The following is a 19385-nucleotide window of genomic DNA, read 5'->3' on the forward strand; positions in this document are numbered from 1 at the left end:
AAGCCTTGGCGGATGCCATCACGATTTCCGTGGTTGCCGGCGAACTCGGCTCGCGCGGCACCAGGTCGGCGACGGCGTCGCCGACCTGCGCGGTCAGGGCAACCAGATCGATGATGCCGACGATGTGCTCGGTCTCGATGACGAAATAATTGGCCACGCCCGCCATGTCGCGCGGCACGACGTGGATGGCCGAAGGATGCACGCGCTCGATGCCGACGGCGCGATCGACCGTGATGCCGACTTCGCCGGCGCCGGGGATGTTCACCACCAGGGTGATGGTGGATTCGGCGGTCGATGGACGTCCAAGCAGCGTCGCCGTCGAGAGCAGCAGGAGCGGCGCGCCGCGGCGGTCGATCATTCCGGCAACCCAGGCCGGCGCGGCCGGCATCGAGCGCACGATGCCCGGGATGACGAGCTCGACGATGTCCGAGGTCGGCACCGCATAGCTCTCGCCAGCGATCTCGACCAGCAGAAGCGGCAGGTGCTGATCGACGCCATCGGCTGGCGCCGCGGCGGCGTCGACGACCTCGCTTACGTTCCCCACCAGGGCCGCGCCATCCGTGCCTTCTCCCGCCTGCATCTGGCGCTCACGGGTAAGACCGGAATAGTCGAGCACGAACCATTCGGCGCCGAGCGCCTCGAACCGGGCGGTGAGCAGCGGCAGTGCGGTCCGATCGGCCTCATCGATCGTCGTTGCTGCCTCGATTTCGATCTGGACCATGCCGGCGACCTGATCGACGCGCAGCGCCCGGATGTCATCGCTTGCCGCGACCACCACCAGCACCCCGCCTTCGCGCGGCTCCTCGCCCAGCACGGCCGCAAGGCACATCTGCGGGATCACCCTGCCAATGGCCATCACAAGCCCTTCCACCTGGTCGGGACTGAAGGGCAGCGGCGTCAACGGACGCACCTCTTCCACCGACAGCACGAGGTTGAGCGGGATCGCGACCCGTCGGGTGCCGGCGATGGTGCACAGGAAATCCAGCCGCTCCATCTTGCCGTCCTAGGTCTGTGGCAGTTTCCATGCGCCGCTCCACGCGCCCGCGCCGCGCTGGCCGACCCGCCGGCAGCGCTGCCCGAGCACCTCCGCCATCATGTCATTGGGATTGATCTTATGGGCACGCTCGAGGGGGGCCTGGGCGGCGAGGAAATCGCCGGCCAGATAAGCGTTGACGCCGGCATCGAATTCACCCAGCCATTCGGCCGCCGCGGCGCCGGGATCTTCGACCAGGACTTCGTAGAGCACCGTCGGAGCCTCCCGGCCCTCAATCGCAACGACATCCACCTTTCGCGCCGCAACCGGACGGGTCAGTCGTCTGAACGTCTCCTCGCAGATGAGAATGTGGGCCCCGTAGGCCTTGGTGAGACTCTCGATGCGGGAGGCGAGGTTAGCCGGGTCGCCGATCACGGTATAGTTCATTCGGTCCGGCGCACCGATCTGCCCCGCGATGGTCGGGCCGGAGCCGAGCCCGACGCCGATCCTGAGCGACGGCCCCTTGTGGTTTTCGTTCATCAGCGTCAACGCGCGTTGCATGTGCTGGGCAGCCGCCACGGCGCGATCGGCGTCGTCGCCATAGGATGTCGGAACGCCAAACAGCGCCATGATGGCATCGCCGATGAACTTGTCGATGATGCCGCCCTGGGCGCCGATCACGTCGGCCATATAGGAGAAGTACCGGTTCAGCAGGTCGACCACCTTGCTGGCGCCGAGCGCCTCGGCGAGCGTGGTGAAGCCGCGGATGTCGGCGAACATCACCGTCACCTCGCGCATCGTGCCGCCCAGCGCCGGCTCGCTGTCGATCATGGCCGTGGCGACGTCCGCGGGCATGGTCTTTTCCAGCAGCGATCGCATTCGCTGCTTCTCGGCAATGTCCTCGAGCAGGACAAGTGCCCCACGCGGCTCGCCGGGAACCTCGATCGGCCGGATCGTACGCCGAACCGGAACCCAGTCGCCATCCGGTTTCGCTATATCGAGGTCGGCCGCGGCAAAGGCCCGGTTTCCGCCAATCGCGTCCCAGAGTTCCTGGCCGAGCGCGTGGTTGAATTCGCCGCAGACGCTGGCGACCGTGCTGTGGTTGGGGATGAGATCGAAGCCGATTAGAATGCGGCGCGCCGCGGGGTTGGCCCGCAGCAGCAATCCCTCGGCGTCGAACACCAGCACGCCGGTCTCGATCCCCTCGATCAGCTGGTCACCGATCGCTCCGGCCGAAAACAGCGCCGGCGCAGGCGCGTGCTCCGGTTGAAGTCTGCCTTCGATCAGCATCGCATCGGCGACGATCGGCAGGTCCAGGGCCTTGCGCAAGACCTCGACGATCTGGGAGGCCCGCCTCTGCTTGAGGTCGAGGCTGAGAGCTCCTGACGGCTTCGCGATCGTCGCAACCGCGCCCAGGCGGAGGGCTTCGACCCGCTCGCCGGAATCGACGTTTTCGATCAGCGTCGACAGGATGATGACCTTGCAGGGCGAGCGCAGGCCCAGGCGCCGCAGCGTCTCCAGTCCGGACATCACCGGCATCTGCAGGTCGAGCAGAACCGCGTCCGGCTTGAGCTGGCGGACCTTTTTCAGCGCAACAAGGCCGTTTTCAGCCGTACCCACCACCTCGAGATCCGGATCGCTTTCCACAATCTCCTTCACCAGGCTGCGCATGATGAAGCTGTCATCGACGACGAGAACACGCTTGCGTGCTGCAGCGTACGTCACCGGATTCGCTCGCATGGTCATGTTGATGCCTCCTTATCGCCAATTGCCGAACTGTTCGTCATCGCCGCGCGTCGGATCCGGCGCCGCCAAAACATGCTTTCGAGCGCAAGTTCATGGCGCGGCCGAACACAGAACAGATATTGCTGCGAGGCCGGCTCGCGCCAAACGCCAGAGAAGCACACGCGCAGGTGCATTACCGCGCGCGGCAAAGGCTCGATCGCGCCAGGGTCGCAATGAATCAGCGCGCCGACCTGATCGACCGCGACGCGGGTCTGAAGGGGTGTGCGTTTGGCGGCGCGCAGCGCGACCCCGTATTCCCAGTCCCGGCCTGTCTCATTTCCAGCGAGCACGCGGCCGTCCAGCAACAGCGATTGGCGCGGCACACGTTTGCCGCCGAACGGCTCGGGAACACCCTTCAGGACCTCGATGGAATCGATGTCGGCGCTGAGGACGAGAAAGCGGTGCAAGCCACAGCGAACTTCGAGGAACTCGCTCACGCCGGACACTCCAGGTCCAGCGCCAGCCGTTCGCGCGGCACCTGCAGTCCCGACACCGAGGCCTTGCGGGCGAGATCGAACATGCCCTCGGGATCGACGACAAGGACGATGCGGTCGGCGCCCATGCTGGTGATGCCGCCGATCCCGGGAAGTGCCGCGACGCGCGGATGCGCCTCGCGGATCAGCATTTCGCCACGCCTCAGGATCCGCCGGACCTGGATGCCCATGCGCTGACCGGCCCATTGGCATAACACGATCGCCAGATAGGGGCTGTTCGAGCCGGAGGCAGGGGCCGGGAGCTGGAGCAGCTCGGTAAGGCTGAATACCGGCAGAAAGCGATCACGTAAAAGAATGGCGCGCTGACCATTGACGTACTGCACGGCGGCCGAAGGGAACATCAGCGCCTCGCTGACCATGGCTTCGGGAAAGCCGATGGCTTGAACGCCGGTGTCGGCGAGAAGCATCGGCTGGATCGCCGCCGAAAGCGGCAGGTCCAGCCGGAAGGTCGTTCCGCGACCGGCCTGCGTGGTGATGTCGATCTTGCCGCCGAGCTTGGTGACATGGACGAGCACGACGTCCATGCCGACCCCGCGTCCGGACAGGTCGGTGATCTCCTGCTTGGTCGAAAAACCCGGTGTGAAGATGAACCGCGTCAGCTGCTCGTCGCTCATGTGGCGGATCTCGTCCTCGGACGCGAGCCGCGACGCCAGAACTCGAGCTTTGACACGTTCGATGTCAATGCCACGACCATCGTCACTGAGTTCCATGACAATGCGGTTGCCCTGCTGCTGGGCGATCAGCCGCAAGATAGCGGTTCGCGGCTTGCCCTGGGCGAGACGCTCCGCCTCCGGCTCGACGCCGTGGTCGATCGCATTGCGCAGCATGTGGGTCAGCGGATCGACCAGCATGTCCGACATCCCCTTGTCGATGCGGATGCCGCCGGTCTCCGCCTGGAATCGGACCTGTTTGCCAAATGTCCGCGCCGTGTCGCGCACCATGTGGGGAAATCGTCCCAGCAGCATCTCCAGCGGGATGACGCGCAAGCCGAGCGTGCTCTCATGGATGAGGCTGAGCATGCGTCCGACCTCGGCTTCGACCGTCGTGAAGTCACGATACTGGCTCGCTACCGTTTCGATGTCCGCTTGCAGCCGGGGAGCGCGGGTGGCGGCAAAATCCGAAAGCCGCCGCAACGCGTCCGGCACGTCGGATTCGGTGGCGAGCATGTTGAGCCGGCTGCCGATCGAGAAAAATTCGCCGACGCGGCCGAACAGTTTGTCGAGCACCGCGACCGGGACCCGCACCTGCGCCTCCCCTGCGAGCTCCGCGCCGTTGCCGGCCGATCCGGCCGACAGCGAGAATTCACTAGCGACATGACCCGGATCGAGCCGCCGGGCCTCGCCGACGCCGGACCGAATGTCCTGCACGGCCGTCGCCGGCGTATCGGCGTCCAGCAGCAAGACGGCCATCCCCGGCGGTCTGCCGCGGATGGTGCTCTGGCCGAGCACCGGGTCGAGCGGCGCCAGGCTTGCGATGGTGTCCGGCGTCACAGCCGCAATCAGGACTTCTTTCAAGGTCGCGCCCGAACCGTCGAGCAGTGTCCCCAACCGTTCGAGCCGGCGCGGTGGCCCCGGCGAGAACAGCTTGGTGTCGAGGCCGAGCCTTCTCAAATGCGCCTCGATCTCCTCGCTGGCACGGTAGGGGGCACCCACTGCATTGCAAAACTCGGCGACCGACATATCGGTGTCGCGCTCACTCCCGAAACCGGACTTGAGAACGGTGAGCCCCTCGACCATCAAGGCATCAGGGTCCTGCGTGGCGGCGACCGTGATCGGCAGCTTATCGACGATATCCTCCAGCAGCCTGCGGGCTTGCGAATTTGTGTTCTGGACGTCGCACAGCCAGATGCAACGCCGTATCAGTGCCCTTCGCGCCTGGGGTCGCGCCGCCAGGGCTTCGTCTAGACATGACATCAGCGTGGTTTGCAGCAGATCGCGAAGCAGGACCAATGCCTCCGCCACGCCGCAATCCGCCCCGATCAAGGCGCCGAAGCGCGACGCCATTTGCATCAGTTTTGCGAAGGCACCTACCCGTGCCGAACCGGTATGAACGACCACCGATTGCGCGGCGCTACAAAGGCCATCGTAAGCCATGCGCGTGCAGGCGAAAGCGACGGCCTCGACGGCCTCGCCGAGCGCGGCTTCATCCCGGTCGAGGATCGCCTGCGCGGCGTCAGGAAGATTTTCATCCAGCAGTTCAGCGAAAGCCCGCAGCAGGTCGAGTTCGTCGCCGAGCAGGCGCCAGGGTTCGCCGCCCTCCGCGCCGGAAGCGCTCTCGCCGGAGCCGCCGCCAGCCACGGCCGCAGCGATCGCGGCGCGCATGGCATCTATGATCCCTTGCGGGGGCTGCCAATCGAGCGGCTCGGCGAGTGCATCCCTCAAGGCGTCGGCCGCCGCGAGCAACGGCTCCTGAATGGCCGCGTCGAACAACCGATTGCCCGATCGCACCGGCGCCAGCAGGGTCTCGGCTTCATGCGCCAATTCCTCCATGCCGGTCGCCGCGACCACGCGCGTCAGCCCCTTGATGGAGTGGAATTCGCGGAACAAGAGATCGATGTCTGCGCGTTTCAAGGTGTCGGTTTCGGCCGTGCCGAGTACGGGCTCGATCGCGTCGAGATGTTGGTCGATCTCGATGACGAATTGCGACAGCAAATCGGCGGCGGCGCCTTTGTTCACCGGAGGGCCTCCCTTCGACTGCGAAGGAGATCCGTGAACCATTGCGCATAGGCATCGCGGTCGGTACCCGCCAGGCTCGGCGAGGCCGCCCCCGAAGGCTTGGGCAAGACGGCATCGGCGCCGGCTCGCCGCCAGCCATCGGCTGCCTCCGATCCCGGCCATGCCTGGCGGCCAATGGCGACCACGATCGACCGTGTCGCCAGCGAGAGCGTGGTCATCAGCGGCCCGGCTTCGGCGATCGAATCCGTGTCGATCGCAACAATGTCGGGAAGTTCGCGCTGCGCCAGCGCGACCGCCTCCTCCGCATGCGAACGCGACACGGCCAGGTCCGGGCTCGACAAGGCCTCGGCGGCAACACCGAAACCATGATCCTCGGTGACGAGCAGGAGCGACACCATTCAGCCCCCGACCATGGCCGCGGCGCGGGGTATCAGCGCCCGCGACCATCGAGCCAGGCGCTCGGCGATCTCGGCCACGTCAGCAACCGCGGCCGACGGACAGGCGGCGCGCGTGGCCTGCGGCATCCCGGCGACAATACAACTCAGGTAATCCTGAACGAGCACCCGGCCGCCCTGCGCGGCGATCGCGGCTGCGCCGCGGGCGCCGTCCTCTCCCATGCCGCTCAGGACCACGGCGATCGCGCTCACGCCTGCCTCGGCGGCCGAGCCGAACAACAGGTCGGCGCTGGGGTGGAAGACATTGCCCGCGACCGCGGTCGCGACCAGTCGCAATTGCCCGGCTCGCCCGCATGTCAGGCGATAGTCCGATCCGCCATGCAGCACGGTCACCTGCGCGCTCGGCGGCAGTGGTCCATCCCCGCGTTCGATCACCTGCAATCCGGATTCGGCGGCAAGGTACTGCGCGAAACCTGCGGTCTGATCGGCTGGCATATGCTGCGCGATCACCAGGGGCAGCCGCAACGGACCGAGATGCCGCAGCAGGGCGGTGAGCGCGCTCGGACCGCCGGTCGACGCCGCCACGAGGATGATGTCGGGCCGCCCGCGCAACGGGCGGCCGGCTTGATCGACCACGATCGGCGCGTTGCGCGGGCCGGCGCGCCGCAGGTCCTGATCGACGGCGACTTCGTCGAGTGCTGCGGGCAAGGCGCGGGCGATGGCGCCCATGTCGAGAACCCCATCGATGACGCCTTGTATCACGCGCACCCTGTCGGCCCACGTTGGCGGCACCTCGCGCTGCTGATGCGTCGCGATGACGAGGGTGCGTCCTGGTTGCCGTTCGATCATGGCGACCAGGCGATCGCCGGCCGGAGGCACGGTCAGAGCGTCATCGACGATGGCCATGTCGATGCCGCCGCCAGCTAGAATTCGCATCGCTTCCGCGACCGTTGCGGCTTCCAGGGCGACCATGCGGCTACGCCGTCGCCGCAACTGCTGAATCAGTCCGATGCGCAGGAAGGCCGATGCGGAAGCGACCATGACGGAGCTCACATGCCCCTCGCTGCTTTGAGATAAACGGTGGCCGAATGGGTCCCTATCGGCTCAAGCCCGCCGGCCCGCGGCAGGTCGGCCGGGCCCAGCACCAGGACGCCGCCGGGTCGCAGTGCCGACACCAGATTCTTCTGGGCTTGCGTGTTGGCGGCCTGGTCGAAATAGATCAGCAGGTTTCGACAGATGACGAGGTCGGCGTCGACGACCGGGGCGGCATCGAGCACATTGTGGCACTGGAAGCGGACGCTGCCGCGCAGGCTCGGTGGGACAACCCAGGCCTTTGGATCAGGACCGCCTCCGAAATAAGTCGTTGCCCACGGCGGAATGGCCCGAAAGCTGTCCAGTCCATGCATACGGTCGTAGCTGCCCTGCCTCGCGGTGGCGAGCGATTTCTCGCTCAGATCGGTGGCCAGGATCGAAACCGGAACGACGTCGCCGACGGCCCCGCTGTGGCCAGCCTGCCGCGCCAGAAAAGCCATCGTCCAGGCCTCCTCGCCGGTCGAACAACCGGCGATCCAGACCACCAGCGCGGGTCGCCCGGCCTGGCGCCGCTCGGCATCGAGGCGAGGCAGGATGTCTTGACGCAGCAGATCGATCTGCGCGCCATGACGGAAAAAATAGGTTTCGTGGACCAGCAGTCGTTCAACGAAATCGACCCAGTCGCGATCGCGCGGGGAGGAGGCGATCATACGCTCGACATAGGCTAGTCGGCAGGCGTGCTCGACGCAGGCGAGGCTGGAGGCGACCTTGCGGAGCGCATCGGCCGATCTGAGGCCGACGCGCCGGTTCACGACTTCCGCGAGGCGCGAGGCCATCGAGCCAGCCTGGAGTTCGACGAGGTTCATGCCGCCATCCATCCTGTACTGACAGCTCACGCGGTCTTGAATTGGGCTAGTCGCGCCCTGGTGTCGTCGGCGAGCTGTGACAGTTGAACCATGGTGGCGGTGATTTCCTCGGCTGCGGCGGAATTCGACGTCGCGATGGAGCGCAGCTGCGAGACGCTGCCGTCGATCTGGGTGATGGTCGCCTGCTGTTCCTCGACGGCGGCGGCCGAGGAATGGATCATCTGCGTGGTCTGATTGGTCTCCGCGGCAATGCCATGCATGGCGCTGCGGACCACGTCGGTGGCGGACTTGCCCTCATTGGCGTCGATGGTCGCCTGTTCGACGATGTCGGTGATCTGCTTGGCATTCTGGCCGGCGCTTTCGGCGAGCTTGCCGACTTCCTGGGCCACCACCACGAAGCCCTTGCCGTGCTCGCCCGCGCGTGCGGCCTCGATCGCGGCGTTGAGCGAGAGAATGTGGGTGCGATTGGCAATCTGCGCGATCACCTGGGTGATCTGGTTCACCTTGCGGCTGTTTTGAGCGATCGCGTCGACAATGCCGGCGAGCCGGTCGACCGACACCAGACCACTCTGGACAAGCTGGGACGCCGTACTCGCCTTTTCGCTCGCGGCCTTGGTGTTGTCGGAGACGCTCTTAAGCGCCTCGGTCGATTCCCGCAGCGCGGTTGCGACTTGGGTCAACGCGCCGCTCTGCGCCCGTGCACCATCGGAGACCTGTCCGACCGCCGTGCTCGCCTCACCGACCGAAATCGCGGTATGGCGCGTCTTCTCGCCGAATTCCTTGAAGGCCATGTTGGTGGTATCGAGCAGGCGATTGACTTGTTGGCCGATGTCCTTGAGGAAACCGACCTTGTTCTCCAGCGGCACCCGGATCGTGAGATCGCCGGCCGCAGCCCCGGAAATGACCTCTCCGATCTCGCGCGTCGTGGCCTCGGCGGTCAGCATGGCGGCGATCTTATCGGCATTCTGCTTGAACACGTCGACCGCCCGCGCCATGGCGCCCAGTTCGCTTTTGCTGCGCATTTCCGGAATCTCTACGGTGCCGTCACCGGCCGCGAGGCCGGTCATGGCACCCGTCATGGCGTTCAGTGGCACCACAATGCCGCGCACGATCAACCATGCCAAAATGCCCCCGAGAAGGAGGGCCGCGGCGCTGACGCCGAGCAGTGTTCTGGTTCCCAAGGTGGCGGTGGCCGCCGCCCCCTGCTCGATCTGTTCCGAAAATGCGGTGAGCTGGAGCCGCAGGTCCTTCAGCTTGTCCAGGACAGCGGGTTCGGTTTCCTCGAGCTTCGCGTAATCCTGCAAAACTGCGGTCGCGGCGGCATTGGCCTCCGTCGCGAGCTGCAGCAAGCGGGCCGCGGCGTCGTTGGGCGGTGGCGCATCACCGAAGGCCTTGATCGCTGCAGAATAGTTGGCGAGCGTGGCATCGGCGGGATTGAGCGCGACCAGTCGCGCCGCCTCGCCGATATGCTGGAGCAGCCCTGCATTGCGGCCAGCAACGAACATCGCTTCGGGGTCCGGCCTGGAAGCGTCCGACGAAGTCGTGTTCGAAGTGGCATTATCCGTCGATTCCCCAGCCTGGGCCGTCACAACGGCGGCCGCATCATTCGGCCGCTGAGCTCGGATCGTGGCAACGCCCGATGGCGGCCGGGTCTGCGGGCCGGTTTTGGCGGCGGCCAGCACCGGGCGACGAACGCTGTCGAAGGCGGCAAGTCGTGGCGCCGCCGGCAGCGCCGGCAGCGCCGAATCCCGCTGCTTTTTTGCGCTTACCGGTACCGGCAGCGCCGCGGTCGCGTCGCGCAGAGCGGTCACCCGCACACTCAGGGCCTTGCGCTCTCTAATGATGGCGTCCGCACCGCCGAAGAAATCCGCGATGGCCTTGCGGCCGTCGAGCATGGCCTGGCGGCGGCCGGGGTCACGCACGAGCTGCAGGGCCTCGCCGAACCCAGCGTCCGAAGCGGCCTTTCTGCTCGCATACATCTTTTCGTCCTCGTCCTTTGCGGTCTGAATGAAACCGACGACGCGCCGATCCGCCCCGGCGAACTCGCGGATAGCGACGGTGATGGATTGCAGCTGCTTGCCGGTGCGAATCGATTCCGCCAATGCCGTCGACACTTCCGACACCGCGTACCAGCCTGCCGCCGCGGTCACCAAGGCCATCAGCAACAGCACGCCGGCCAGCGTGAGAATTCGCAGCCTGATCGAAATATTACGCAACATATCGCAGTGACCCGGGTTCGCAGGATTTCAGTCAACCAAGCGGGTTGCTCAAAGCGGATTGCTGAAGTCAAACCCAACTATGATCGAGGGGAAGGCCAACTCATGACCAAAGCAAGGTCGAGGCACACCGAGATTGCGGCCTTTCATTGGCCCCCGGAAGCGGGCATCCGAACCAAAAGATATAGGCCGTGGTCCACGCCTTCTGATTACACCACGCTGCAAGCCCAGGCACGCCGCTAGCGGGCGGATGGCCGTTCCCGAATATCAGGAATTTGGCCGCGTCGAAGGATTTGGTCGCAGCCGGTCCAAGGTCGGCACGCGCGGTCGTGGTCGCGGATGGCGCGGCTTGCGGGCCGCCTTGTCAGCTGCCCGGGCCTGGACGTGATGCCGCACCACCAGCGCCCAGACATCGCCATCCCGAAGCCGCAAAGCATGAAGCAAGTTCTATGCACTTTTCTGTCTCGCCCCATTCGTCTGGCGTAAGATCGGCAGCGCTCTGCCATCGCAGCGTCTCATGCATTCTGCGCAGCGTTTCGTTGCCGGCCGCAATACAACATACAAAATACGCGGCGAACAACTTGTCGATTCAAGGCGGTTGCGGACCGGCGCGGTTCCGATGGCGCCAACGACAATCGTCCGAGGCGTTGCCAACGAAACGGGCGGCGCCTGGCGCCGCCCGTGGTCTCAGTCCTTGGAAGTCACCTGCCGAATGGCGTGAATACTCCGTTTGGCCCGGTCGGGCAGAGCTGCGTATTCCAGGCCGGGGTCGCGCAGATGCAGACGGTCAGATGAAAGGTCACTGCTCCGGCCGGCGGACATGCCGGCGGCAGGGTGCAGATCGTGGCCAATGTGGGTTGCGCAGGCCCGCATTGATGGACCGCGCTCGGCGTCGGGCAGATGCACATCGTGTTGTGAACGGTATGCGGCGGGCAACATTGGGTGATGGCGGCGCCGCCCGCCGTGTGGATGGGCGGCCCGATAACCGCGGCGGGCTGCGCTGCCTGCGCACAGATGTGGACCGTGCAACCCGGCATATTGGTGTGACAGTCGAACCAGCTGGTCCGCATCGGCGGCGCTGCGGCCAGCACCTGCGCGCCCGCTTGCGCTTGCGGCATGCCCGCCTGTGGAATGCCGGGCCCGCAACCTTGCTGGGTGCAGCCGATGCTGGGAGGCAATATGCCGCACACCACCGGCTGCGTCGGCAGCACGCACAGCGCCGGATGCGTCGGACAGCCAATCTGTGTACACACGATGGCCAGGGTCTGGTGCGGCGGGCATTGAACAGGCTGCGTGCAAACCGTGGCCGGCGTGCAGATGTGCGTGGGCTGAATGTTGCACACCGCCGGATGCGTCGGGCAGCCAATCTGCGTGCACACGGTGGCAAGGGTCTGATGCGGCGGACATACGAAACAGTGGGTCTGTACGGTGGGCGTGGGAGCGGCGGCGAGCATCTGCTGCGGCGCGCCGGCAGCGCAACCCTGCGTGCAGCCTAAGCTCGGAGGCACTATACCGCACGCCGCGATGTGCGTCTGTGGCAGGCCGCACACCGCCTCCAGCGTCGGACAGTGCACCCCGCCCTGTGTCGGGCACTGCACTGACGGCGGGCAGAATAAGCAATGCGTCTGTGGCGTCGGCGGGCACTGGGCTGGCTGTGTGCAAACCGTGGCCGGCGTGCAGTTGTGCGTAGGCTGGATGTTGCACACCACCGGATGCGTCGGACAGCCAATCTGCGTGCACACGGTGGCCGGGGTCGGGAGCGGCGGGCATATGAAACAATGGGTCTGTACGGTGGGTGTCGGCTGCATGGCCGGCCCCGCCGCCAGCATCTGCTCCTGCGGCTGACCGGCCTGCGGCGCGCCGGGCGCGCAACCCTGCTGCGTGCAGCCGAAGCTCGGAGGCAGGATGCCGCACACCACAGGCTGTGTCGCTTGCGGAACACAGGCCAACGGATGGGTGGCACACGCAATCTGCGTGCACACGGTAGCAAGGGTCTGATGCGGCGGGCACTGGACCTGGGTGCAGACGGTTGCCGGCGTACAATTATGCGTGGGCTGGATGGTGCACACCGCCGGCACCGTCGGACAGTTCGCCACCGTCGGACAATGGGCCGGCAGCGTGCAGACCGTCGCCGGCGTGCAGTTGTGCGTAAACGGCGGGCAGATGAAGCAATGCGTCTGCGGCGTCGGTTGGCACTCGTGCTGGGTGCAGACGGTCGCCGGCGTGCAGTTCTGCGTATGCGGCAGGCACACCGGAGAATGGGTCACCGCGGTGGGCGTGGGCTGCGCGACCGCCGCCATCGCCGCCTGCGGGGGCGGCTCAGGCGCCGCGGGCGCAGCGTTGCCGGGCTTGATCTGCGCGCTCGCGCGCACCCAGAGGTAGGACCCGCCGAGCGGGGCATCGGCCACCGGCATGCTGTGGAGGATGTCGGCTTCGGGAATGTCGTACCAGGTGCCGAGCGTAGGATCCGGATACAGACGAACATGCCCTTCGGCACCGTGCCCAATGAATCCGGAAAGCATGATCGTGGATTCCGGCTTCGCCGGATCCGCCTGAACCTTGCTGACGAAATCGTCGTAGCGAATATTTGATTGATCGTTATCGGCCATGACACCACCTGAAATTGCTGATGCGGGAACGTCTGCGAAAATGCTTGCAACTGAAGCGCTAATAATTCTACTTTACAACGGCATTGCGACATATTCAATCTAAGGTTTCTTATCCGGTGATTATATTTCTTCTGTTACATCCAAGCGTGCCGCCGATCCCTTGCGGCTTTCGATCATGCTGACGCGCCGCGACGCACTGCAACATCTGCTTCGATTGGGTCTTTTGACACCGGACGAGGTGGTCGCGCAGGACATCCGGGCCACCGAATATATCGGGCGCAACCATCTGGTGCGGGTCGAACGCCCGCTCGCGCCCTGTTATATTGTCAAGCAGCCGCGCGATATGAACACGCCGGACGCCGCCACGATGTGGACCGAGGCCGCGATCTTCTGGCTCGCGGTCCATCATCCCACCTTCGCGGTGCTGGCGCCGTGGATGCCGAAATATTATCACTATGACGAGCCCAACAAGCTGCTCACCATCGAGCTGATCGCCGCTTCAGACTCGTTGATGGCCAAGCAGATGGCGGGCGTCACGCTCGATCCGCTTCTGCTGCGTGACGTCGGACGCGCCTTCGGCACGCTGCACGGAAAGGCATCGCAGGTGCTGGGCGAGGAACGCATCCGCCGCCTGTTCCGCCCAGGGCTCGCCTGGGTTTTGACGCTTGGGCAGCCGCAATCGCCCTACACACCGGGGACCGAGGCAGCGCAATCCATCCTCGCAGCGGTGCTGCAACGCCCCGATGCGGTAGCCGCGCTGGCGCAGGCCCGCGCCGACTGGCGCGATGCGCACATCGTGCACGGCGACGCCAAGGCGGCCAACGTGCTGATCCTGGAAAGCGGCGCGGTGCGGGTCATCGACTGGGAGATCGCCGCCCTCGGCGACGGCCTCTGGGACATCGCCGGCATGGTTCATTCGCTGTTGGTGCCCAATCCGCTGACGGCGCCGGAGGGGCTCGTCGCCGCGCAGTTGCGCGCGCAGGCGGAGATCGACGCCTTGTGGGCGGGCTATGTCGAGGTGTCGGCGATGCCGCCGCATCTCGCCGATCCGCGCGTCGCGCTGTTGCGGCTCGCCGGCGCGCGTATCGTGCAGACCTGTCTGGAAAGCACCCAATTCAACAACCAGCTTTATCCGCATTTGCCGCCGATGCTGCAAATGGGACTGGAATTGCTCACGCAACCGCAGGCCTCGCGCGAACGCTGGAGGCGCGCGGCATGATCCCGTTCGATCAGCAGCTGCGCGCGATCGTCGCCGCGGTTTCCTTTGCATCCCCAGAGCGGGCGCGGGTGACGAACCTGAACGGCGCGCAGCGCGACATCGCGGTGGCGGGCGAACGCGACGCCTTCGGCGGCCTTGCCGCGGCCCTCTACACCGACCAATATTGCCTGCTGCCGGCGAGCGCGCAGATGCCTTCGAGCGAAACCAGCGCGGCCTTCCTTTCGCGGCTGAGGGCCGCAAACCCGGTCGCCCAGCGCCATCAGGACGGCTGGACCATCACCCAGCTCGCTGCCGGCGGTCTGTGGATCAGCGATGCCGCGCAACAGCCGCGCTTTGCCACGTTGAACGAGATCGTGCCGCTGGCCAACGCCGTGGCGCCGGGATTGCCGGTTCGCCTGGTACCGCAGCGCGAATTCGTCACCGCCCCGGCCGGTCACTATATTATTTTTGGGCGGCCAGGCTTCGATCCGCAAACCGGTCGCCAAATTCGCTTCTACTGGAATCTGACACCGGATGGTGCGGCGATTTTTCTGCGCGAGATCGGCGCGCGGCTGGAGCGCCGGCGCATTCCCTTTCAGGCCAAGGTCCCGGTCGATCCCTCGGGCTATGCGCGCACGGATTGCGGCGTGCTCTATCTCAATGACGAGGACGTGGAAGCGGCCGGGGATGCGATTGCGGCGACCTATCGCGCGCTCCGGGACGGAATGCGGCCGTCGGTGCCCATGTTCGCGCGTGAAATCGCGCCCGGGCTCGCCTTCGCCGAAAGCCCGCCGACGCGAGAGAGTTTTGGGGTGCATCGCTGCGGCCTGGTGGCCGAGGGCCTGCTGTGGGCCGAGCAGCGCGGCGCGCGAGACCTGCCAACGCGGCTCGCCATCCTGCGCGATCGCCTGATCGCCTACGGCCTCGATCTCGACCGGCTCGAACGCAATCCGACCTCGCGCTACCCCTATCGGCTGGAGCGGCTGATGGACGAGCAAGCCGCATGACAGAGCCGCTCCCCGCACCGCAAGACGCCATCGAGGTCGCAGCCGCGATCGGCTTCGGCATCGCACGGCGCGCGCTATGGTCCGGCGACCGCTGTACCTGGTTCGATGCGGTTCCGACCATGCCGGCGCAAAACCCCGCGACCAGCGTCATGTCCGGTCCCGATCTTTATGGCGGCACATCCGGCATCGGCTGGTTCCTGGCGCAGGCGGCGACCCGCACCGGCGATGCGCTGCTGCGGCGCACCGCGCGCGGCGCACTGAATCAGGCGGCCGCACGCGCCAGCGAATACGCCAAGGCCGCGCCGCACGGCTTTTATGGCGGGTCGGCCGGCATTGGTGCCGCGCTGGTGCTCGCAGGACAGGAACTCGGCACCGAACAATCAATCGCTGCCGGCCGCGCCTTGTTGCTGGACCTGCCGCGGGATGCGGCCATCGCCGACGTCACGGATATCATCGGCGGCATCGCCGGCAGCGTGGCCGCGCTGGCGCTCGCGGCGGACGCGCTCGGTCGCGACGCCGCATTGTTGGCGCGCGCCGGCGAATTCGCCGAACGGCTCGTGGCGCGCGGCGAGCGCTGCGCGCGCGGCACGCTGTCGTGGCACACGCTGGGCGATATCAGCGCGAATCTCACCGGTTTCGCGCATGGCACCGCCGGCATCGCGCACGCGCTGATGTTGCTGGACGCGCTTGCACCCGAGCCCGGGCTGCACGAGGCCGCTGCCGCCGCTTTCGCCTACGAGGCGACGACCTTTGATAAGGCACAGGCCAACTGGCCCGATTTCCGGCTGCTGCCGGGCCAGGCGCCCGGCCCGGTCCCCTATCCGGTCGCGTGGTGCCATGGCGCGGCCGGGATCGTGCGCAGCCGGTTGTTCGCCGAGGCCCGCGGTGGATTCCAGGTAGCGGCCGAGATCGAGGCCGGTCTCGGCACCACGGCGCGCTACGCCCGGCAATGGTATCGCACCCCCAACGCGGACTTCACAGCGTGCCACGGCATCTTCGGTCTCCTCGATGCCCTGCTCGATGGCGTCAGGTCAGGACGCGGCGCGCATGCCCCGGTGCTGGCAGAGATCGTGAGCTATGCGACAGAGCGCTTTCATCGCGACGAACGCGCCTGGCCATCCGGCCTGGCCACGCATGAGGAAATCAGCGGCCTGATGCTCGGCAATGCCGGCATCGGCCACATCTATCTGCGCATCGGTGACCCGACGCTGCGCTCCCTGCTCGCGCCTATTCCGTTGCGGGCGGCCACGCAAACCGGCGTCGGTACGCCAGTGACGGTGACAGCGGTTACGGCAGATCGTAGCAACCATGAAAAACGCGGGTGGACATCACGATGAGTCTCCATGTCCTCCGAAATGCCTGCATCCTGCCTGGGTTCGTCGACCTTGCCATCGACCTGCGCAAGGCGTGCCTGCACGGATTTCAGCACTTCAAACATCAATTCCGGGTGACGTCAGCCATTGCCACTACTCGTTCAGCCGTTCACCTCGATGGCATAATTCTCGATCACCGTGTTCGCCAGCAGCTTGTCGGCGGCGTCTTGCAGCGCCGCCTCGGCCTTGGCCTTGTCGGAGCCCGTGAGCTCGATGTCGAACACCTTGCCCTGGCGCACGCTGGCGACGCCATCGACGCCGAGCGATTTCAGTGCGCCTTCGATGGCCTTGCCCTGGGGATCGAGAATGCCGGATTTCAAGGTTACGGTGACGCGCGCTTTCACTGAAACCTCTAGCTCTTCACCAGCACCGGGCCGCTTCCTGCGGGCCGCTCGTTCTCGATCAAGATCCCCAATCGCTTGGCGACTTCGGTGTAGGCTTCCAACAGGCCGCCAAGATCCCGACGGAAGCGATCCTTGTCGAGCTTCTCGTTCGACTTGATGTCCCACAGCCGGCACGAATCAGGGGAAATCTCGTCGGCGACGATGATTCGCATCATCTCGTTCTCGAACAGCCGGCCACATTCCATCTTGAAATCGACCAGGCGGATGCCGATACCGAGAAACAGCCCGGTGAGGAAGTCGTTGACGCGGATCGCCAGCGCCATGATGTCGTCGATCTCCTGCGGCGTCGCCCAGCCGAACGCCGTGATGTGCTCCTCGGACACCATGGGGTCGTTGAGCTGGTCGTTCTTGTAGTAGAACTCGATGATCGAGCGTGGCAGCTGGGTACCTTCCTCGATCCCCAGGCGCTGTGACAGCGATCCGGCCGCCACATTCCGCACCACCACCTCCAGCGGCACGATCTCGACTTCGCGAATCAGCTGTTCGCGCATGTTGAGACGGCGGATGAAGTGGGTGGGCACTCCGATGTCGTTGAGGTGCTGAAACAGGTACTCCGAAATCCGGTTGTTGAGGACGCCTTTACCCTCGATCACCTGGTGTTTCTTGGCATTGAACGCGGTCGCATCGTCCTTGAAGTGCTGGATCAGGGTACCCGGCTCAGGCCCTTCGTAGAGTACTTTGGCCTTGCCTTCATAAATGCGGCGTCGACGGCTCATTGGGATGTACCGTGTGTTGTTGAAATCCATGAATTTGGTGCGCTCCGGATGACCTAGGGGATTGCGACCCACGACGGAGCTGCCGTGAAGGCCGGGAACGGAAAACAGAACGAGAACCCAGCCTGACCACCAACCTATCTGATTGGCCCACCGAGCACAATCGATCCGGTCCCCCGAGCTCAAGATTTACAGCCCCGGCTGCGGCTTTCCGGCTGTTGTCTTAACCTTAACGCCCAATTATCTAGGCATGGAGGCGAGTTGCCGCAACGAGGGCTTGGCCGTCAAGAACTCAGCACAGGGATCGGAACCGCGACCATGACCACATTCGACAAGCGCGAGGAAGGTTTTGAGAAGAAGTTCGCCATCGACGAGGAGCAGAAATTCAAGGCCCAGGCGCGCCGCAACAGGCTGCTCGGATTGTGGGTGGCGGAAAAGCTCGGAATGTCCGGGGGCGCCGCCGATGGCTATGCCAAGGAAGTGATCGCCGCCGAATTCGAGAAAGCCGGCGACGCCGACGTGGTCCGCAAGGTGATGGGCGATCTCACCGCCAAGGGCGTCGCCATGACCGAGGCCCAGGTTCTTGCGAAAATGGACGAACTTTTCGCGCTCGCCGTGGTCCAGGTGAAGGCGGGGGTTTGAGCGCTCCCTCACCTCGGGCAGCCCTCAGCCAACGATCCCAGCCATCGTGATGACGGTGGTCGACCTCATCCTTCCTTGAAGCCATATTCCGGCACGTTGCCGCTGGCGCCGTAATATTTGTACGGCAGGAATTTGCCGGACATCGTGATCTTGACCCGGTCGCCCCTGGGATTAGGCAGCCGTTCCATCACCATGTCGAAATCGATCGCCGACATGATGCCGTCGCCATATTCCTCCTCGATCAGCGCCTTCCAGGCCGGCCCGTTGACCATCACGAGCTCATAGAATCGATAGATCAAGGGGTCGGTCGGCGGCATTTCCATGCCGCGCATCGGCGTCTCGTTGAGCATCGCGATCTCGGACTTGGACAGCCCGAACAATTCGCCGGCGTTGGCGGCCTGCGGTTTTGTCAATTTCATCTGGCCGAGGATGGCGCCGACGATCAGGACTTCGGAATAGCCGCCGATCTTTTCGCAGATGTGCTTCCAGCTCCAGCCGCTCTCGCGCTTGATGTCGAGCAGCTTTTCGGTGAGGTCGGATCGTTTCATGTGTGGTCTCCCCTTTTACTCGTCATGCCCGGGCCCGTCCCGGGCATCCACGTCCTTGATTGCGGTTGCCCTACGAAGAGGTCGATGGCCGGGACAAGCCGGGCCAAGAAGCTGGTCTTGAGGCCTCGTGGGATGCGTCGGAGCCCGATGCGATCACCAGTTCGGGCTTGCCGATTTTCACGACCGGCACGTGCCGCGGATCGTGGCCGGGCACATCGCTCGCAAAGGTCTTGCTGCGGCTGACCAGAAAATCGACGATGTGGTTGCGCAGCGGATAGTAAAAGGGATGCCGGTGCAGGTCGGTGCGGCCGCGCGCCTTCGGCAGCGGATTTTCCACGATCTCGGCCAGCTTCGCGCCCGGACCGTTGGTCATCAGAAAGATCCTGTCGGCCAGATAGATCGCCTCGTCGACGTCGTGGGTGATCATGAACGCGGTCTGCTCGGTCTCCAGGCAG

Annotated in this window: 16 protein-coding genes and 1 pseudogene; 4 read left to right on the top strand and 13 right to left on the bottom strand. The window is 65.4% G+C overall.

The window, feature by feature from the left end; all coding sequences use genetic code 11:
• The 9 genes from ABSG20_RS09835 to ABSG20_RS09875 all read right to left on the bottom strand — a co-directional run.
• Nucleotides 1–994 (bottom strand): chemotaxis protein CheW (locus ABSG20_RS09835; RefSeq protein WP_423864310.1); only part of this gene is annotated, 994 nt, incomplete at its 3' end.
• Nucleotides 995–1003: 9 nt separating this feature from the next.
• Complete coding sequence (locus ABSG20_RS09840) at nt 1004–2719, bottom strand: adenylate/guanylate cyclase domain-containing protein (RefSeq protein WP_423864311.1); 1716 nt, start codon at nt 2717–2719, stop codon at nt 1004–1006.
• Nucleotides 2716–3195, bottom strand: a complete 480-nt coding sequence (locus ABSG20_RS09845) for a hypothetical protein (protein ID WP_423864312.1) — start codon at nt 3193–3195, stop codon at nt 2716–2718. The genes ABSG20_RS09840 and ABSG20_RS09845 overlap by 4 nt, the downstream gene beginning before the upstream one ends.
• Nucleotides 3192–5927 (bottom strand): chemotaxis protein CheA, encoded by a 2736-nt coding sequence (locus tag ABSG20_RS09850; protein WP_423864313.1) that lies wholly within the window; start codon nt 5925–5927, stop codon nt 3192–3194. The genes ABSG20_RS09845 and ABSG20_RS09850 overlap by 4 nt, the downstream gene beginning before the upstream one ends.
• The gene (locus ABSG20_RS09855; RefSeq protein ID WP_423864314.1) at nt 5924–6322 is read right to left on the bottom strand and encodes a hypothetical protein; all 399 of its coding nucleotides are present in this window, start codon (nt 6320–6322) and stop codon (nt 5924–5926) included. The genes ABSG20_RS09850 and ABSG20_RS09855 overlap by 4 nt, the downstream gene beginning before the upstream one ends.
• A 3-nt stretch (nt 6323–6325) precedes the next feature.
• Nucleotides 6326–7363: a chemotaxis protein CheB gene (locus ABSG20_RS09860; protein ID WP_423864315.1), complete on the bottom strand. Its 1038-nt coding sequence runs from the start codon at nt 7361–7363 to the stop codon at nt 6326–6328.
• An 8-nt stretch (nt 7364–7371) separates the two neighbouring features.
• The gene (locus ABSG20_RS09865) at nt 7372–8220 is read right to left on the bottom strand and encodes a CheR family methyltransferase (protein ID WP_423864316.1); all 849 of its coding nucleotides are present in this window, start codon (nt 8218–8220) and stop codon (nt 7372–7374) included.
• A gap of 26 nt (nt 8221–8246) precedes the next feature.
• On the bottom strand, nt 8247–10439 hold the full coding sequence (locus ABSG20_RS09870; RefSeq protein WP_423864317.1) for a methyl-accepting chemotaxis protein: 2193 nt from the start codon (nt 10437–10439) through the stop codon (nt 8247–8249).
• 698 nt (nt 10440–11137) lie between these two features.
• Entirely contained in the window at nt 11138–13045 is a 1908-nt protein-coding gene (locus ABSG20_RS09875; RefSeq protein WP_423864318.1) for a hypothetical protein, read from the bottom strand.
• A gap of 175 nt (nt 13046–13220) precedes the next feature.
• On the opposite strand from ABSG20_RS09875, the gene ABSG20_RS09880 reads away from it, so the two are divergent.
• The 3 genes from ABSG20_RS09880 to ABSG20_RS09890 are packed head-to-tail and all read left to right on the top strand — an operon-like array spanning nt 13221 to nt 16587.
• The gene (locus tag ABSG20_RS09880; protein WP_423864319.1) at nt 13221–14264 is read left to right on the top strand and encodes a phosphotransferase; all 1044 of its coding nucleotides are present in this window, start codon (nt 13221–13223) and stop codon (nt 14262–14264) included.
• Entirely contained in the window at nt 14261–15250 is a 990-nt protein-coding gene (locus tag ABSG20_RS09885) for a T3SS effector HopA1 family protein (RefSeq protein WP_423864320.1), read from the top strand. Before ABSG20_RS09880 ends, ABSG20_RS09885 begins: the two co-directional genes overlap by 4 nt.
• Nucleotides 15247–16587 (top strand): lanthionine synthetase LanC family protein, encoded by a 1341-nt coding sequence (locus ABSG20_RS09890; protein ID WP_423864321.1) that lies wholly within the window; start codon nt 15247–15249, stop codon nt 16585–16587. Before ABSG20_RS09885 ends, ABSG20_RS09890 begins: the two co-directional genes overlap by 4 nt.
• A 137-nt stretch (nt 16588–16724) precedes the next feature.
• On the opposite strand, the gene purS is transcribed toward ABSG20_RS09890, so the two are convergent.
• Both purS and purC read right to left on the bottom strand, forming a co-directional pair.
• Nucleotides 16725–16967, bottom strand: coding sequence for a phosphoribosylformylglycinamidine synthase subunit PurS (gene purS, locus ABSG20_RS09895; RefSeq protein WP_423864322.1), 243 nt, complete (start codon nt 16965–16967; stop codon nt 16725–16727).
• A gap of 8 nt (nt 16968–16975) precedes the next feature.
• Nucleotides 16976–17743 carry a phosphoribosylaminoimidazolesuccinocarboxamide synthase gene (purC, locus tag ABSG20_RS09900; protein ID WP_016843454.1) on the bottom strand — a complete coding sequence of 256 codons (768 nt, stop codon included), beginning with the start codon at nt 17741–17743 and terminating at the stop codon, nt 16976–16978.
• Between the two features lie 315 nt (nt 17744–18058).
• On the opposite strand from purC, the gene ABSG20_RS09905 reads away from it, so the two are divergent.
• The gene (locus tag ABSG20_RS09905; RefSeq protein ID WP_423864323.1) at nt 18059–18382 is read left to right on the top strand and encodes a DUF1476 domain-containing protein; all 324 of its coding nucleotides are present in this window, start codon (nt 18059–18061) and stop codon (nt 18380–18382) included.
• Nucleotides 18383–18447: 65 nt separating this feature from the next.
• On the opposite strand, the gene cynS is transcribed toward ABSG20_RS09905, so the two are convergent.
• Entirely contained in the window at nt 18448–18930 is a 483-nt protein-coding gene (gene cynS / locus ABSG20_RS09910) for a cyanase (protein ID WP_423864324.1), read from the bottom strand.
• A gap of 70 nt (nt 18931–19000) precedes the next feature.
• A pseudogene (locus ABSG20_RS09915) lies at nt 19001–19385 on the bottom strand (ABC transporter ATP-binding protein); the annotation flags it as partial.

Source organism: Bradyrhizobium sp., from assembly GCF_049512235.1.
In the GTDB taxonomy this organism is placed as follows: domain Bacteria; phylum Pseudomonadota; class Alphaproteobacteria; order Rhizobiales; family Xanthobacteraceae; genus Bradyrhizobium.